Source organism: Phenylobacterium sp., from assembly GCF_044372605.1.
GTDB lineage: Bacteria > Pseudomonadota > Alphaproteobacteria > Caulobacterales > Caulobacteraceae > Phenylobacterium.
In genome coordinates, this window is sequence record NZ_JBILRO010000045.1 from 1 (window position 1) to 16,788 (window position 16,788).

At 66.1% G+C, this 16,788-nt stretch carries 16 protein-coding genes; 3 read left to right on the plus strand and 13 right to left on the minus strand.

The genetic code is table 11. The annotated features are described in order from the left end of the window. The 3 genes from ACIQ42_RS06120 to mobQ all read right to left on the minus strand — a co-directional run. Positions 1–484 (minus strand): ATPase, T2SS/T4P/T4SS family (locus ACIQ42_RS06120; protein WP_397421324.1); only part of this gene is annotated, 484 nt, incomplete at its 3' end. 43 nt (positions 485–527) lie between these two features. Beyond that, positions 528–2,522 carry a type IV secretory system conjugative DNA transfer family protein gene (locus tag ACIQ42_RS06125; RefSeq protein ID WP_397421325.1) on the minus strand — a complete coding sequence of 665 codons (1,995 nt, stop codon included), beginning with the start codon at positions 2,520–2,522 and terminating at the stop codon, positions 528–530. A 15-nt stretch (positions 2,523–2,537) separates the two neighbouring features. Beyond that, positions 2,538–4,034, minus strand: coding sequence for a MobQ family relaxase (gene mobQ / locus ACIQ42_RS06130; protein WP_397421326.1), 1,497 nt, complete (start codon positions 4,032–4,034; stop codon positions 2,538–2,540). A 196-nt stretch (positions 4,035–4,230) separates the two neighbouring features. Between mobQ and ACIQ42_RS06135 the strand changes: the two genes are divergently transcribed. After that, positions 4,231–4,977, plus strand: a complete 747-nt coding sequence (locus ACIQ42_RS06135; RefSeq protein ID WP_397421327.1) for a hypothetical protein — start codon at positions 4,231–4,233, stop codon at positions 4,975–4,977. On the opposite strand, the gene ACIQ42_RS06140 is transcribed toward ACIQ42_RS06135, so the two are convergent. From ACIQ42_RS06140 to ACIQ42_RS06180, 9 genes are all read right to left on the minus strand, one after another. Next, a complete protein-coding gene (locus tag ACIQ42_RS06140; RefSeq protein WP_397421328.1) occupies positions 4,978–5,736 on the minus strand; it encodes a cell wall hydrolase in 759 nt (252 codons plus the stop codon). It abuts the gene before it with no gap. An 89-nt stretch (positions 5,737–5,825) separates the two neighbouring features. Beyond that, positions 5,826–6,377, minus strand: a complete 552-nt coding sequence (locus tag ACIQ42_RS06145; protein ID WP_397421329.1) for a S26 family signal peptidase — start codon at positions 6,375–6,377, stop codon at positions 5,826–5,828. Positions 6,378–6,648: 271 nt separating this feature from the next. Further along, positions 6,649–7,626, minus strand: coding sequence for a nucleotidyl transferase AbiEii/AbiGii toxin family protein (locus ACIQ42_RS06150; protein WP_397421330.1), 978 nt, complete (start codon positions 7,624–7,626; stop codon positions 6,649–6,651). Further along, positions 7,623–8,417 (minus strand): hypothetical protein, encoded by a 795-nt coding sequence (locus ACIQ42_RS06155; RefSeq protein WP_397421331.1) that lies wholly within the window; start codon positions 8,415–8,417, stop codon positions 7,623–7,625. Before ACIQ42_RS06155 ends, ACIQ42_RS06150 begins: the two co-directional genes overlap by 4 nt. A gap of 69 nt (positions 8,418–8,486) precedes the next feature. Next, the gene (locus ACIQ42_RS06160) at positions 8,487–9,521 is read right to left on the minus strand and encodes a ParB/RepB/Spo0J family partition protein (RefSeq protein ID WP_397421332.1); all 1,035 of its coding nucleotides are present in this window, start codon (positions 9,519–9,521) and stop codon (positions 8,487–8,489) included. A gap of 52 nt (positions 9,522–9,573) precedes the next feature. Beyond that, positions 9,574–10,776 carry an AAA family ATPase gene (locus tag ACIQ42_RS06165; protein WP_397421333.1) on the minus strand — a complete coding sequence of 401 codons (1,203 nt, stop codon included), beginning with the start codon at positions 10,774–10,776 and terminating at the stop codon, positions 9,574–9,576. A 344-nt stretch (positions 10,777–11,120) separates the two neighbouring features. After that, complete coding sequence (locus ACIQ42_RS06170) at positions 11,121–12,239, minus strand: replication initiation protein (RefSeq protein WP_397421334.1); 1,119 nt, start codon at positions 12,237–12,239, stop codon at positions 11,121–11,123. A gap of 423 nt (positions 12,240–12,662) precedes the next feature. Beyond that, the gene (locus ACIQ42_RS06175; RefSeq protein ID WP_397421335.1) at positions 12,663–13,028 is read right to left on the minus strand and encodes a single-stranded DNA-binding protein; all 366 of its coding nucleotides are present in this window, start codon (positions 13,026–13,028) and stop codon (positions 12,663–12,665) included. 681 nt (positions 13,029–13,709) lie between these two features. Beyond that, positions 13,710–13,931, minus strand: a complete 222-nt coding sequence (locus ACIQ42_RS06180) for a hypothetical protein (RefSeq protein WP_397421336.1) — start codon at positions 13,929–13,931, stop codon at positions 13,710–13,712. 402 nt (positions 13,932–14,333) lie between these two features. Here ACIQ42_RS06180 and ACIQ42_RS06185 point away from each other — a divergent pair, with 402 nt between their 5' ends. Together ACIQ42_RS06185 and ACIQ42_RS06190 are read left to right on the plus strand one after the other, a co-directional pair. Beyond that, positions 14,334–15,383: a Fic family protein gene (locus tag ACIQ42_RS06185; RefSeq protein ID WP_397421337.1), complete on the plus strand. Its 1,050-nt coding sequence runs from the start codon at positions 14,334–14,336 to the stop codon at positions 15,381–15,383. Between the two features lie 90 nt (positions 15,384–15,473). Next, positions 15,474–15,722, plus strand: a complete 249-nt coding sequence (locus ACIQ42_RS06190) for a hypothetical protein (protein ID WP_397421338.1) — start codon at positions 15,474–15,476, stop codon at positions 15,720–15,722. Here the strand turns inward: ACIQ42_RS06190 and ACIQ42_RS06195 are convergent. Further along, positions 15,703–16,635 carry a DUF2493 domain-containing protein gene (locus ACIQ42_RS06195; RefSeq protein WP_397421339.1) on the minus strand — a complete coding sequence of 311 codons (933 nt, stop codon included), beginning with the start codon at positions 16,633–16,635 and terminating at the stop codon, positions 15,703–15,705. The genes ACIQ42_RS06190 and ACIQ42_RS06195 overlap by 20 nt on opposite strands. Between the last annotated feature and the right edge of the window lie 153 nt (positions 16,636–16,788).

Sequence of the window (16,788 nt, forward strand, 5' to 3'; positions counted from 1 at the left end):
TCGTCTTGCCCGATCCGGTGCCGCCGACGATCAGCATGTTCTGCCGCGCGACCGCCGCCGCCCGGATGATCGCGGCCTGACCCTCGCTCATCATCCCGCCGGCGACATACTCGTCGAGGGTAAACACCACCTCCGGCCGCTTGCGGATCGCGAAGGCCGGGCTGGAGACCACGGGCATGAAAGCGCCCTGGAAGCGCTCCCCGGTCAGCGGCAAGGTCGCGCTGACCCTCGGGTGATCACGGGTGACCACCTCGCCGGCGTGGTCGGCCAGCAGGCGCAGGATGCGGTCGGCGTCAGCTGCGGCAAGGTGCTCTCCGGTCCACGATCTCCCCTCCCCGATCCGGTCCACCCAGATCTTGCCGTCGGGATTGACCATCACCTCGACGACCAGTCGCTCGGCAAGGGCCCCGGCGATGACCGGGCCCATCGCCTGGCGCAGGGCAGCAACCTTGCGGTCGGTTACGACAGGATGGTGCTGCGACATGGTGCTCTCCACGGACTTGGGTTGGAAGGGGGCGAAGGGTCCACTACAGGCTCCCGTCGTCATCGTCGGGCCGCAGGGCGGTGATCGGCTGGGGCGCCAGGTAATCCTCGGTCAGGTGGCCCTCTGGCGCGTCCGCGGCGCCCTTGCCTGCGCCGGAGCGTGCTCGGGGCGGCGAGACGCCCGCAAAGCTCTCAGGAGCCGCCACTACGGCCCGCACACCCTTCCAGTCGATCGAAGCCCGCCCAGGCAGGTCGGCGGCCTCTGGGCGCTGCTCATAGGCCGCGGGCACGCCGTTGAAGTAGTCCCCGGTCCGCGCCTTGAAGAACGGCTCCTCGTAGTAGCGAATCTTGTCGGCCAGGATCGGCTTGGTGTTGTTGACGAACAGGAACTGCTTCCTGTCGTCCAAGCCGCGCACGTCCTCCTCGGAGAGGATGTAGCGCTGCTGCTCGGACTGGGAGGTCGAACGGTTCGCGCGCCCGAACAGGCTACGCGGATCGCTGTAGCTCTCGCGCATCTCCAGCGCCTTGCCCGCCCGGCGCGTCACCTTGTCGATGCTGGTGGGCTCCGAGGTCGCGAAGCAGGCCGTGATGTGCATGTTGTCGAACAGCGGCGTCTTGTCCCCGTACTTGGAGAAGACGTCGTTGAAGCTCTGGCAGATCAGGTGGGCGGTGATCCCATAGCCGGCCATCTCGCCCATCGCGTTTTCCAGGAAGGGGAGACTGCCAAGCTTCGGGAACTCGTCGAGCAGCAGCAGGAGCCGGTGGAGCTTACGCCGGCGGCGGCTGTCGAAATGCTCGTGCTCCATCAGGCTGTTGATGGTCTGGCGCGTGAACACCCGCACCAGGAACGCCAGGCGGTCGGCGTGGGCCTGCGGCGTGATGATGTAGAAGGACACCGGCGCCTCGGAACAGACGAGGTCGCCGATGGAGAAGTCCGACCAGCTGGTCGCGTACTCCACCAACGGATCCGCCCACAGCGACAGTGACGCCCGGCAGGTGGCCAGCACATTGGATTTCACGCGCTCGTCCATGGTCGAGAGCGCCGTCGCCCCCAGCAGGACTTCGGGGTGGATCTCCGCGATCGGCGCACCCTCGGCGTCGCGCGCGAGCCCGTCCGCCGCATGATAGTCCGGCCGCCAGCGGTGCTGGGTGTTCATCATCGCGTGCAGGGTCGGTTCTATGTTGATCAGCAGCCGGCGGACCTGGGCCAGGTTCTTCTTGGTGTCCTCCTCGCTGTAGAGGACGTGCAGGATGATCGCGGTGAAGAAGTCAGTCGCACTCTGATCCCAGAAGTTCAGATCGCCGGCCTTGCGGCCCAACGGATCGACCAAGATCCCGACCACGTTCTGGATATCGGCGATCTCCATCGGCCCCTTGCGGACCTCGAACAGCGGATTCCAGCGAACAGTGTTCGGGTCGGTCGGCGAAAAATAGAAGACGTGGCTGAACGTCTTCCGGTGATCGGCGGTGATGTGCCAAAGCTCGCCCTTGCGATCATAGATGAAGGCGCTGTGCGGCCAGGCGATCAGGGTCGGGACCACATGCCCGGCCCCCTTCCCGCTCCGCGACGCCCCCACGATGATGGCGTGCTCGATCCCGCCATAGGTCAGGTATCGGCCATTGAAACGGCCGAGCACCCGGCCGCTGATCTGACCGCTGGTTTGTCGGCCCGGGCCAAAGAGTTTGGCCCGCCGCACGTCATCGACGTCGGCCCAGGCGTCCCGGCCAAAGGCCTTGGGCTCGCGCTGCGATCGGCGGGTCAGCAGCGCCGCCAACATCACCGGCCCCATCGCGACGGCCAGGGCAGCCAGGCCCGCCAGATCGAACGGCTTCGGGTAGCTCGGTTGGAAGCGCATGTACCAGCCGACGAACGACCAGGGCGCATAGACCCGCACTGTCCCGAGGTCGAAGGCGCCCGCCCCAAATTCGCGCGGATAACCGTAGGTCTGCGCCACCATCTGAGTGGCCAGCGTCAGGCCGAGAAGGATCGACAAGGCCGCCAACGGCAGGATGATCGAGGCGCGCGCCCAGCCGTTCATCGTCCCTCTCCTGCCCTAAGAGCCCGGAATGAAGCCACGTCCGATGACGCGCCCCAGTCCTCGGTTGAGCCGCTCAACGGCCTGTTGGCGCGCCGGCGCCGGGAAGCGCATCACCGCCTCCCGCGCAGGCCCGCCGATGTCGCGGATGAAACGGGTTTCGTCGGGGACCTTGGCCGGCACACGAAGCTCGCCCTGCCCCAGCGCCTGGGCGACCCGCAGGTCGTTGAAGGTCCGGGTGGCGCCGGCGATCCGCTTGTCCGCACGTTTGACTTTCCGCTCCAGAGTCCGCTTGCGACGAGCGACGTCCGCCGCGGTCTCGAGCTGCGGTCCCCGGCGCGCTGCCACATAGGCCTGGCCCTGCGGCGAACGTGCCCAGGACGCACGAACCTCAAGCTGGAGGTCAGCCCGCCGGAGCGCCGAGCGCGCCCGGGCAATGGCGTTCAGTTCGGCGTGTTTCGCCCAGATCATCCGGGCGGGATTGCGCACCCATTGGACCAGGTTCAACCGCTTGGACCGCACCCCGGCGACGCGCCCTTCGACACGGGCGAGCCGCGCCTTGGCGAGCGCGCGCTCACGCGCCGCCTCCGCCGTCAGCGCCCGTTCGATCTGGCCGGCGGTCTCGATCTTCGGCCCGCCCAAGCTTGCCCGCTCAGCCGCCCAGCCATCGCGCTCGGCGACCATGCGCACCCGCATCTGCTCAGCTTCCTTGACCAGCTTGGCGACCGGAACCGAGATCAGGGGCACGGCTTCAACAAGCCGATCGGCGGTCTCCTGAAAGTCCCGCCGAAGTTCAGCCCGCTTGCGGTTGTGGGCCGCCGTGTCGCGGTTCTGCTCGCCCCGTTCAGAGGCGATGTTCTTGCGCTCCAAGGCCGAAGCCGTGGGTCCAAGGTGGACACCCGGCTCGCGATCCAGGCCCCGCTCAGCGAGGGACAGATGCGAGACCTGCGGGGCGTCTGGGCCAAGGTGTCGACGCAGGTGCTGGTTCTGCGTTTCGGCCCACGCCGCGCGCCACTTGACCACCGCCTGCGGGCTCCACCATTCCGGCGGCTTTCGCCCGAACCCCGCGGGTCCGACGACACGCGTCGTGACCAGCACATGGGCGTGGAAATTGCGCTGATCGCCCTCTTTGCCAGGCCGGTGCATCGCCACATCGGCGATCATCCCCTGCCCCACCAGATGCTCTGAAACGAAGGCCCGGACGAGGTCGCGCCGCTGCTCGAAGGTCAGTTCGTGCGGCAGGGCCAGGAGCAACTCCCGGGCCGGCACGGCGTCCTTCCGCGACTCCTGCGCCTCGGCCGCATTCCACAGCACCTCGCGGTACCGGAAGGCTGGAGGCGCACCGGCGGGCGCCAGGATCTCCGCGTGCTCGATGCCGTCCTTGGCGGCAAAGTCGAACTCCATCGCCAGGCGCTCATCCACCAGCCGGTCGCCTGACCGGTAAGCCGCGGCGGCCACAACCGAGCGACCCGCTGAACGCTGGATTGTCTGCACCTGGCAAAGGAACGACGCCATCTCTTCCCTCCCCTTGGCCGGCCCTGCCGGCTGGATCGCTAAGGGCTGCGCCCTTGGCTCAAGGCTCCAAGGCCGGGCAGGCCGTCGGGGAGCTTGAGGGTGCCGGGCGGAGCCTGGCCGCAGGGTTGGTGGGCGTAGCCCAACCAACCCGTATATGCGCCATTGTCCGTAATTACTGTTCTGCCATGGATCGACCATGACGGGCATTATTGATAGTTTTCGCCCGTTGGGGGCTTTTACGACAACTACGGTGTTCGCCATGACCACGGTCGATAAGCGTCGAAGAAACACTCGCCCGTCGAAATATCGTCCGCGAACCGAGGCGCAGAAGGAGCAACGTCGCGAGCTTTGGATCGCCCGGTCGGAGGACCGCGAGCAGGGTCGGCGGGTCTCTGAAGAAGACGCGCTGAAGCTCCGATTGGACGAGCTGGAAAGCGCGCTTCGCGATGCCGGCCATGACGGCGTGCATCGCCGCCGCCACGCCACGCCGCTCAAAGATATCGCGGACGACGAGCAGCGTTTCCTGGTGCTCAAGGCCCGTGTCGAACGGCTCGAAGCCTTGTGGTCGATCAACCAGCGCAAGCGGGAAACCCGCGCCAAGATCATCATCGGCGGCGCGCTATTGGCCGAGGCCGGCGACGATCTCCTGGCCGGTGACGCCGAGCTCCTCGCACGCCTGGTCGACATCATCGACCGCCGCGTCGAGGGCATCCGCGACCGCCTCACCGTGCGCGAGCTGCTGGGCAATGTGCCGCTCTCGCTGCGCCCCGGAGGCGACGTTGAAGAGAGCCCAGAGAGCGCCCTCCAGGCCGAAGGTGAGGCCCTTCCAGACTTCGATCTGATGGCGCAATCGGCGATGGCCGACGAGCCGGTCACGACCTTCCGGCCCAGCGATGTCGATGCGGACTATGCCGACCTCGATGGCTCCTGGCAGGCAGCATGATCACTGCCGCCACGCGGTCACTGTCCCGTCCTGGCGAACGAAGATCGCATGGGCGCCGTCGGCCGGTTGAGGCCGCCGATCACCGCCCTCGCCTGCCCCGTCCGGGGTCTCCGTAGGCGCCGCCACGGCGGCGGCGGCAGGCGCCACGAGGGCCCGGTTCTCGCCCGCGAAGATCGCGCCGCCGGCGGACTGCCAAGGGTCGGATGCCGCACGGCCACGAGGCGCTGCGACCGATCGGCCGGCGCCAGGCGCCCGGCCCCCTCCCCTGCCCGCTTCCACATAGAAGCTATGCGCGCCGATCACCGCCGAAGGCGGAGCGCCACCGAAGTTCACCAGGCCGGCCGAGACCTCGCCGCGGGCCGCACGGCCGGCCACGATCTGCGGATTCTGGAAGAACCTGGCGCCATTGGTCGGATCGGGTAGCCGGCCCTCCAGGGCCAGGTTGATGATGGTGTCGATCCGCGCCTGCCGGGCCTCCGAGACCGTGGGCAGGCTGCGCCAGCTTCCCCCCGCACGCATCACCGGCTCGAACTGCCGCCGGGCGTTGACGACCGCCTCGACCGACCCGCCCCAGCGGCCATCGGCGAGGCGATTGATGATCGTGTAGACGACGCCCGCCAGGCCACTGTCGCCCTGGTTCGCGGCCTCGGCATAGGCGACCCGCGCGATGGCCTCCCGGGCCTCGGGCGAGGAGACCAGCGTGGCCAGGGACCGGGCAGGCGGAGTGGCTCCGGCGAGTGGCGCGGCAGGGGCATACACCCCTGGGCAATTCACGCCGGTTGGGACGGGCTGAGCCGTCTCGCCCCGGGCCAGGAGGGCGCAAAGAGCAGCAAGGGCCGCAGGATCCATCATCGGTGTCCAGAGGAGTGAATTGAGGGGCTCAGCGGCCGAAAGACGCCGAGGATCTCGCGCGTCGTCACCGGCCCGAAATAGCGGCTGTCGAAGCTGTTCGGGATGCGTGTCGAGAACACGAAGAACTCGCCGCGCGCCAGCGCGCGGCAACCGACCCAACGGGGCAAACCCACACCCCGGCTGTCATGGGAGAGCACCGGCGCGCGACGGATCCCGTTGATCGTCAGCGTCCCGCCATCGGTGCAGACGTGATCACCCTCCCCTGCCGCAATCGCCTTCAGGATCGGAATTCGGCGCAGGTAGTCCATCTGCCCATCGGCGTAGGGAAAGGCCGGCGCGGGCGCCTGAAAAGCGATAATCGCGCCACGGGCGGGATGCCCCAGGGTGCGGGCATAGAGCCCCAAAGGCTCGCTTGGACTGCGGTTCCAGAGGAGCGCCGGCTGCGGCAGGCTGGCGCCGAGGACCGCCGCGGCGGCGACAGGAAGGATCGCCCACGCCGCCAAGCCGGGGGTCAGCCCCCTCGTTGGGCGGACAGTCGATTTTCTCATGCTGACTTGGCCTTGCCTTCGCGCTCGCAACCGAGCCACAGGCTGGTCAGCGCTTCAGGCCAAGATGTGGCTCATGCCCGGTGTTTGTGGGCTTCGGACGCCCTCAAGGGCTCCCCGGCAGGTCACTGATACCCCGACGATTTGCAGAAGTTGCCAATTGGCCGGCCTTCGAGCCTCAAGGCGTCCTCTGGGTTACGCCGCCATCTACGGTCTCGATGGCGTGACGATAGGGCCCTGTCACGTTGGCGGGATTGCAGGAGCTGCGAGTGAACTAGCCGGGCTTGCTGCGATGGGCTCGCACATTCTGACACTTCCAGGCCAGCATGGGCATAGTCGCGATGCGAGCCTGGATGTGCGGGGCGACGTCGAGCCCGACAGGGTCGATTTCGCCGCGATCGAGGATGTTGTCGAGAAACGCCGCCTCCCCCGAATTGAGCTCAAAGAGCGGCGCGAGCCGCGCCCGACACTCGGCGACGGTTTGAGCGATCCAGGCCTCTGGACCGCCTGCGGCGACGAAACGGTTCTGGGGCAGGCAGATGGCGAGCTTCTGGCGTAATTCGCGCGGATCGCCGCCGATGGCGTCCACGGACGCCAGTCGCCAGTCGCGCCGCCCGGCGGCGCCGTAGGCGAGCACCGCCGCTTTGATCTTCGCCCAGTCCAACCCGTCGATGTCGAGGATCCGGCGAGCGTCGAAGAGATCACGCGCGGCGTTCCGGTCGATCAGGGCGACGAGTTTGCCGGCCACCACTTCGTGCAGGTCCAGAACCGCAACGCCTGAGGCGCGGACGCCGCCTAGATCGACGGAGTCCATCTTGACTGCGCCGAAGAGCGGCTGGCGGGACATGTAGTTGATGTCCACCTCGAGCGAGCCGCCGCCGCCCATGGCCGAGGCGAACCGGCCGATCCATTTGCCCCCGGCATGGTCGTCGGGCTGACGCCGGATGGCGTAGCCCTGGGCGGTCAAAAGCCGGTTCAGGGCAGCATCGACCTCGGGCCGATCGGCCTCCATGTCGGCGCGGTCCAACGCGCCGACATAGTTGAGGTCGATGTCAACCGACAGCCGATCCAGCGCGAGGTGGAAGACATTCAGCGCCGTCCCACCCTTCAGGACCAAGCGGTCCGCCAGGACTGGGTCGCGGGCGATCTCCTGCAGCACGTCGAGAAGGCGCAAGACCTTCTCGAGCGAACCGGCCTGCAGGCCGGTCTCGTTGGCGAGACGCTGCAGGGTCTGAGTCGACGGTGCCGTCACGCCAAGCCTTCAAAGCTAGCGTCGAGGACCGCCTCTGGAAGGATCACCCGCCACCTGGGCGCCAACCGGCTGGCGCCGGCGGTGGCTCCCAGGGCGTAGCGGTTCTGCTTGGGTGCCAACGTCTCCAGGCGGTCCAGGGCGCCCGCAGGCGTCCCGAGTTGCTCCTGGCGGCGTTGCAGCCACCAGCCAGCCGCGCCGGCCGCCGTGGCGTTCCCTAGCGAAGCGAGGCGGTCAATCAGTCGATTCGGATCGAGTCGGCCGACCAGGTCGAGCGAGTTGATCAATTCGTCGGCGCCCCCAGCGAGATCGGGGCGATCGAAAAGGTCTGCGACAGTGCATTCGAGGGCGGTTGCCCGAACCGGCTGTCCGAGGCGGTCGACCGTGGTGAGATCGGCGTCGCCGTAGGGTGCCGGCGCCTTGATGAACCGGCAGCTGAAGCCCTCGGCGGCCAGCAGGCCGGGCTGGCCCGGCGCCACGACCTGCAGGTCGAAGCTCTCCGAGTAAGCATAGCCATGTAGCTCGAGCGCGGAATGGTAGGCGACCACGCCGCCAGGCCGCAGCCGCGAGGCCGCGAGAAAGCGGTCGACCGACCAGGTTTCGGCGTCGGCGTGCTTGGGCACAGAGGCGAACACGCCGCGTGCAATGCGGCGGATGTTGCCGGCCTTAAGGTGTTGGGCCAGCATGCTGCTCACCACCTTGTCGGTGGGAGCGCGACCGATCGCGCGGGCGTATTCGGCGCGGTCAAAGACCGGGGCGTCGCTGAAGAACGGTGCGGAGCGCTGCCGGGGCATGATGGTTTTTAGTTCTCACCGCATGAAGAAAGATACATATAATCTGTAATCTTCGCTTTCTATGGCGAACTATACGGCCTCAGCGCCGCTCTGCAGCCAAAACCGGGCCAGGAGGACTCCGAACGCGTGTTCGGCTTCCGCCCGGCTTCCGCCAGCCTGGAGGAGAAGGGTGACATTGACCTCCTTCTTGCCCTTGGGCTCGACCCGGAAAAGCGGCTGGCCGCTCGGCGACGAGACGACCTCGATCGGAGCCTTTCCTGACTTCTTGGGGGACCCTGACCGCTTGGGGGCGTCGGCAGCCGCCGCGAGGCGGCGAATGACGTCCTGCGGTTTCAGGGGAGCCCCCGCCCCTTTCTGCTGGGCGATCGCTGCCGCTTCCGCCAACACCCGGGCCGCGCGGTCGGCCGGCTTGAGCAGCGGTTTCAACAGTGTGACGTGCTTGATCTTCAGCTCGTGCGGATCGTCGAACGCGGCTACGAGGTCGACGGACAGTCGAGCCAGGTCGAGGTAACGGCTGAGCCAAGCTTCCGACACGTTGAGCCGACTGGCCATGTCCTTCTGGCTCCCGCCATAGTGGCGGTCGAGAGCCTTCAGGTAGTCTCGCGCACGCTCAATATCGCTGAGGTCTTCGCGGGCCCGGTTCTCCAGGTCGGAAATCCGGAACGCCTCTTCGTCGTTGAGATCACGAACCTCAACGAGGAAGCGGAAGTCGGTGTAGTTGTGGGCGCGCAGCCATGTCACGGTCCAATGCCGGCGCGCGCCGCAGATGACCTCGAAGTCGATGTCCGCTACGCCGCGAACGCGCCGGACGATCGCCGGGACTTCTTGGCGGCCCTGGGCCTTGAAGCTCTCGATCAAGTCCGCGCAGCGGGTTTCGTCAAGCGCAGCGTAGTCGCGATTATGCTCGATCCAGAGCCGACAGCGGGCCGGATCGACCTGTTCGATCGCCCGGCCCACGACCGCGCCGGAAGCCAACTCGGCCATCCGATTTTCGCGGCTGGCCAATATGCCGACTGGCATGCGGGTCGGAGCCTCCGGCAGGGGTGCGGCCTCGTCGAGCGAGCCCATCAATCCAGCAGCAAAGGAACGGTTCTTGGAGCTCATGAGCGCACCCTTTCGGCTCGAATTGCACCGGTGCAATTTCCAAATTCACCGGTCATACGTGGCCCTCCTTGCGAAGGCGTTCCACGTGGCTCGGCCAAGTCTGGCGCACGTCGAGGAGGATCTCTTCGTTGACCCCGTTGAGGTAAGTAAGGCACCGGTCGCGAACCGCCTTACTCGTCATCGGGCCGTTCATTTCATAGACGGTCATCAACCGCGCGGTGACGTTGTCGATCTCGGCCGAATCCTTCATCGGCGTGCGGATCATGGCCAAGCCGAAAACCTGGCGCATGAGCGCAAGCAGCTCCTTCTGCATCGATTTGCTCTCATCGACCTTGGAGGCAACGATCCGAACGAAGTTGAGGTCGGGAGCGAGGTCGCGCGACGCCAGCTGATTGAGCGTCTCGTCGAGCATGGTGAGGAACGCGGCGGTCGATGAGAAGTCCATCACCGTCGGCGGGACCGGGATCACCAGGGCGTTTGCAGCCCGCAGCACGGATAAGGAGATGGCGCCCAGCGCCGGCGGTGGGTCGAGGATGATGACGTCGAATTGGTCGGCGATCGAGGCGATTCCCTGGGCCAGCCGGTCGAGCAACCGCCCGCCTCCCCGCGCCATCCGCGCAGCGAGTTCATACTCGGATTGGAACAGGTGCAGGTTGGCGGGGATCAGCTTCAAACCGTCAAAGTGGGTGTCGAGCAGCGCGTAGTCGAGCGAGCGTTTGTCGTCTTCACGCAGGAACGGATAGAGCGTCTGGTCCTCGGTCAGGTCGAGGTCCGGCACGTAACCGAACAGGGTAGTGCTGGAGGCCTGACTGTCGCAGTCGATCAGCGCTACCCGGTAGCCCCGGATGGCCATGTACTGCGCGAGGTGAACTGACAGGGTGGACTTGCCAACCCCGCCCTTGAAATTCTGGACGGCGATGACCGCGCAGGGATCCTCAGGCTTGCGCCACGGCCGCGTGCCGAACACGCCGCGCATGTCGTTCACCTGGGCCAGCGTGTAACCTATTCGGCGATTGGTTTCGGTGCGCGGCGGCTCCGGAAGCCGGCCATCCTTCTCTGCATCACGAATCGCCGCCGGAGTTCGGCCGACCAGCTCGGCCGCCTCGCTAATCGAGAAGAGCGGTTCGCGGCGCTCGCCGGACCGAGCCGCCCGTGCGGCGTCCCGCAGGTTCTCAACTACTGCCGAGGCGCGGCGCGCCAGCTGCGAGACCGGTCCGGCTAGAGAGGGGGCGGGTGCTTCAGCGATATTCGACATGGGACCTCGGAGCCTCCCGGCAGGTTTCGAAAAACCGACCCCAACCATCTGAAAAGCGAAAGTGGGGCCGCCTGGACGCTATAAGCGCATTGTTAAGGGCGCGTTAACGATACGAGAGCCAATTCAATCCCGATTCCAGATTTTCGGCCAGACCCATCCTGTCCGATTGGGGGCATTTCTTGACCGCGCGGAGGCGTGGTTATCTCGAATTGCACCGGTGCAATTCCCGCAGGTCACGCCAGTCGGCCTAGCCGCCTTCCCTTCCACACCGGATCGGCCAGCGTGAGTTCACCAATCCCGTATCGATCCCTCGTCTCCGAAATTGCACCGGTGCAATTTCGGGCTCATGGGCGGCCACGCCGTGCTGCGAACGCCTGGCAAAATCCAGTCCACGACTTCAACAGCTTGGTGCCTGTGAGGTTGGCCAGGCGACCACCCATCTCACTGCGATAGGCGTCAGCGATCAGATCGCGCGACCAGCCACCGCCGTGGACCCGCGCGATCTCGCCAAAAAATTCGCCGCCGTAGTGTAGGCTGCCGTCGGGAAACCGCACTGCGGTGTCGCTCGGACCTGTTAGCTTTGCCGGAATCCGGACAGGCGCGGGGAGGGCAGGGGACGTCGCGATCGGCATGACCCGATGGACGCGGTGTCCCGCCGGAGCCGCGTCGGCGACGTCACCTTCTGCCGCCGTCAGCTGGGCCGGAGGTGCCTTTGGCCGGAACGTGAATTCGACTTCCGCGATCGCGCGGCCGCGGCGGATCTCGCGCCAATCGACCGTGAAATGCGCCAGATGGTCGATCTCGGCCTTGGCCTTCGTCAGCACCTTGCGGCGCAGTTGGGCGAAATCCTTATAGAGTTCCGGCGCAATCCCGAACGCGGCGCGGATGGCGGTCATGTCACCGCGCCAGCTGGACTGACGCCGGTGCAGACGAAGCGCCCCCAATTCATATAGGCGCAGTGCGTAGGTCGACCGGAAGCCCAGCACAGCCTGCCGGTTCAGGACCGCGTAGGTCTCGGACTCGCGGATCAGCCGCCGGGCGTCTGGTGTGAACTCCCACTCGATCCAACCAGCCTCGGTACCATCGTCGTCGATCTCCTCCCGCGACGACTGGATCAGCGAGAAACGCTTGGTGGCTTTGCGCCCACGCCAGGACAGGTCGTCCACAGCGAATAGCGTGCGATGCAGTTCCTCCAGCATGTCGGAGATCCGCTCGTTGCCCTTGTGGCCGCGCCGGATGTCAGCCTTGCGCATCCGGTGCGCAATAGGCTCCCATGCGTCGCCGCCGGCGGTCAGGATCATCAACGCGAGTAGACGGGCCGCTGTCAGACTGAGAGACTGGCCCTTGACGAAACGCACCTCGACCAGGTTTCCGGGCTTGGCGAACTCATCACCGTCGCGCGACTGGAGGGCATGGGCTACGCGCATGGCGCGCCCCGGCGCTTCCTGAGCGTCGTCGTCCAACCTTGCAATGTCCCTGGCGCTGACCAACTGTCGCCTCCGTGCTCCGAGTCAGGGGTAGCATTCCTGACCTCGAATCAAATCACAAGTCAGGATACAACACTCGGATTGGCCGGCGCCCCCAAGCGGTCAGGATAACCCCGCGAGGTCAGGTCAAAGCCCCCAGCCGGTCAGGATGAGACCCCCAGCCGGTCAGGAGGTTGCCCCCGGGCGGTCAGGAAAATGTCCATACCCCGTTGATATTAAGCGTCTAATTATGCCCTGAATTAGAATCTACAGAATCTAGAAATCCCGCTGCTGGTCGCAGCGGGCGTTTTCAAAAATAAAATGGAGAGGGGCGACTAGCCCCGAACGGCGGTGGCCGTAGCAGCCGCCGCTATATGCCTAGGCGAAGCCCCGCCCGGCGAACCGGGCGGGGCGGGACCCTTAGTCATCTTCGGTTGGGCTGGCTTCCGGCCGATCCAGGGACTTCAGCTCGTGCTGCGGCGTGGCAACCACGACCTTCGAGAAGAAGCGTTCCTGGCCGTCCTTGTCGGTGTAGCGGTCGTGCCGCGTCTCGCCTTCAACGAAGACCTTGGAGCCCTTCGGCAGGCCACGGCTTTCGAGCCAACCGACCGTGCCCTGGTTCCAGATCTCGACCTGGTGCCACGTCGTGTAGTCCTTCCGCGTGCCTTCCTTCTTCGTGTAGCGGCTGGTGGCGACCCGCAGCGTTGCGACTTTCTTGCCGCCCGCCGTGGTGCGGATTTCCGCTTCGGCGCCGGTAAAACCGATGAGTTGGACCTTGTTCAGCATCGTCTTTCTCCATCTGCCGCCAAGAGGGGCCCCGGCGGCTCGCGGTCCCTGCCGCGATCACGCGACCTGCAAGGGCGGGGAGATTGATCGCGCCGACCGCAGCCGGCCCGGGGCTCCTTCAAGACGCTGGAGACCGAGCTGAACCTACCACAATCAAGGACACCGGCCCAAACCCTCCCTCGGCAAAGGCAAGAGCAGGACCGCGCGTCACACGGTCCACCTGAAGCGGGAAGGGGAGGGGGCGTAGCCGCCGGGGGACCAGGGCGAGGACCGACCAGAGAACCAAGTCGGTTCTGGCGACGAGACGGCAGCCAGCCGCAGGATCCGCCGACACTGAAGGGGATCTGCAGCGACACCATCGCACCGAACAACGGCTGGATACCCTCGCAGACAAGGGTCAACATCGATCATGCGGTGATTGATCGACGAACCCCTTCCCACCAGCATGGCCGCGCCCGTCGTGTCGCCGGGCGTCGCGGGCTCGGCATCTGTATCGGCTTTCTATGAAAACTGACCTCGCTGAGCACCGACCAGCGCGCTCTGCGGAACGAATCACCAACCCCAAGCCTGAGTAGCCGCCGACCCGCCTGGCACCAGGGCTTGGACTTCGTTCGGCCCCTGTTCCGCCGGGTGTGTCTGAGCAAGGGTCGACAGCCCGCAGCCTCGCGGCGCCGAGTTGGGCTAGTGCCGCGTGCTGTCTGTCCAGGAGTGGATCATCTGGTGGAAGTGGGCGATGGCGGCCGCGTCGAGCTCGAAGGGGATCGCGGTGATCTCCTCCTGACGGTCAAGCTCCTCGGCGATGGCCAGAAGGTCCCAGCATTCGGCGACCACATACCAGCTGCCGGTGTCATAGAAGTCGTGGGCGTGTTGATAAACCGCTTGAGCCATCCCCATGCTGACCATCTTTCGTCTCCCTCTTGTGCTGCCGGATCTGCGGGCTCGTTCCCGCGATCTCGCGACCGCCCAGGGCGGGTGAAAGGGAGGGGCCAAAGGCCGAATCCCGGTGGAAGCCAGCCTGCAGCGCAGCGAAGGTCGGAGGATCCGCAGGGGTTCGCCTCGCTCAGTCGAGGTCGCCTTTGACCCTGACCGTCCCGTCCTAGGTTCGTGAGATTGATCGCGGACGAGCTCGCCCCGCAGCGCCCAACCCGGGAGACGACTGACGGCTTGGTGCTGGCGCCGACATGCGGATCACCACAGCCAGACCCCTGACACCCTCAGCGCCTTGGGCGCTTGCTCGCGGACCTTCCAGACGCTGACCAACGAGGGGCTGGCGTTTTGGGTGTTTATGGGTGAATTATCGGGTGCATGATCAATACCGCCTCGATCACCATCACGCCGGAGTTGCTGGGTCTCATCGCCGAAGTCGATGAGTTCAAAGGCGCGTGGCGCGCACTGGGCACACTGGCGCCCGAGCGATTGTCGGCGTTGCGGCGCGTGGCCACGATCGAGAGCATTGGCTCATCGACCCGGATTGAAGGCAGTCGCCTGTCCGACCGCGACGTGGAGCGTCTGCTCGCGGACCTTGAGATCAAGGCCTTCGACACGCGCGATGAGCAGGAGGTCGCTGGCTATGCCGAGGTGATGGAGACGGTCTTCGCCGCCTGGCAAGATCTCGCCTTCACTGAAAATCACGTGCGCCAGCTACATCGGGATCTGCTGGTCCACAGCGAGAAGGACGCCTGGCATCGAGGCTCCTACAAGACCACGCCCAGCAGCGTCGCGGCCTTTGACGCGAACGGAAAGCAAGTCGGCATCGTCTTCGAGACCGCCTCGCCCATTGATACGCCCCGTCGAATGGAGGAGCTGATCGCCTGGCTGAACGAGACCAGGACGGAGCGGGTTCTGCACCCCCTTCTGGTCGTCGCGATCTTTGTGGTAGTCTTCCTGGAGATCCATCCGTTCCAGGACGGTAATGGACGTCTGAGCCGGGTCCTGACCACGCTGCTCCTGTTGCAGGCCGGCTATGCCTATGTCCCTTACAGCTCGCTCGAAAGCGTCATCGAGCAAAGCAAGGAGGGCTACTATCTCGCCCTTCGGCAGACCCAGGGCACGATCCGCTCTGACGCGCCTGACTGGCAGCCCTGGCTGCGGTTCTTCCTGCGGGCGATGCAGCAGCAGATGCGCCGCCTGGCCAACAAGGTCGAGCGCGAGAAGCTCTTGCTCTCGGCCATACCGGAGCTGGCCCTGCGGATCGTCGATCACGTCCGCGACCATGGCCGCGTCACCATACGCGATGCGGTCACCCTGACCGGCGCCAGCCGCAACACCTTGAAGGAGCATCTGCGGATGCTCGTCGAGCGACGCCACCTCGTGCAGCACGGGGTCGGCCGGGGCACTTGGTATAGCCTGCCTTAGACCGACGGGAGGGGAGGGAGCCGACCTGCATGAGCACATCTCCATATCCAGGCAGGTCGCCACCGCGCCGTCGATACCGGGTGTTTTTGGGTGTCCTATCAGGTGGAAGCCCTGCGGCGCCTTGAGTGTGCCCTTGGCGCAGGCGTGGACGGTTTTCATGCCGGGATGGGCGAGCACCTGACGGTTGAGAAGGTCATCAAGACCCGCGACAACCGGTTCGGCAACCAGCGCCGCCAAGTCCGAAACGCGACGTTTTGTCGTAATTGTCCGTATGTGGCTGATGCTCTGCGGCGGCACGAAGGCCGCCGCAAGCGGTTGCCTATGCCCGCGTTCGGATGACGACGTGGCGCACGCCCTTGTCGCCGGCCTTTTGTCCGAGATTGAGAGCCGGCCCGAAGGGTTGCAGACCCGCGCCGCGCTCGAGATTGAGCGTGTTCGTCAGAGTGAGCACGCACACCGGTTCGAGGGCGATCAGTTCGTCGTTGGCTCGGAACGGCGCCGCGCGGCCGTGTCGGTCGAAATCGGCCTTGGCGAGCACCAGCGTGACGTTCTTCTGCTTGGCCCACTTGATGGCGATCTTCTCACCGCCCTTGGCGCCCGTCGTGGCCAGCGCCATCTGCGGCCATTGGACGAGAGCCCAGTTCAGGGCGTCGAAGATGCGGTTCGCATCGTCGGCGGTATCGGCCTGGGGAGCTGCACGGAAGGCCACGATGATCGCGCCGGGGTCGGCCGCGGAGTGCTTGCGGGCCTTGGCGGAACGGATGGCTTCACGAGCCTCGATCTGGGCGGCCGTGGTGCGCGAAGCCTTCGCAGAACCCTTCCAGGGGCTCCAGACGTCGCCGGTCGAGGTCGTGTAGCTGGCGGCCGCTGCGTCTCGGACCATCTCAAGGGCCAGGGTGGCGACATCGGCGGCGCGGGCCTTTTGGGTGGCGGCCTGCATCTCGGTGTCGGCGATCTCGGAGCCGTCGAAGTCGCGGGCGAAGCGGTTGAGATCACCCCGGGCCTTGTCGGCTTCACGCTCGATGCGCTGGGCGGCGGAATGGAAGGCGCCGATCAGGCACTCGCAGATGGTCGACTGAAAATCCTCCAGGGCAGTCTCGGAGAAGACGTCGAGCACTTCGTTCATCAGGGCGTGGCCGAGCTGTTGGAGAGCGTCTTCTGCAGGGTGGACTCGGGGGTCGTCGAGCAGCAGGGCCTGGGCCTCGAAGCTGCTCATGGCGCCAGTTACGGGAGAGAAGGCTTTAAGTTGCATTGGGAGAAATCCCTTTTCGGAGTGGGGTGCGGAGCCCATCGGCTCGTTGACCGTCTCGCGCCGACGGCCGGCGCCCCCCACAAGGGCTTTGAGCGCAGCGTCCCTTGTGGGGGGCGCCGGGCGGTGGCGAGGTCACAACAAGCCAGAGGGGTT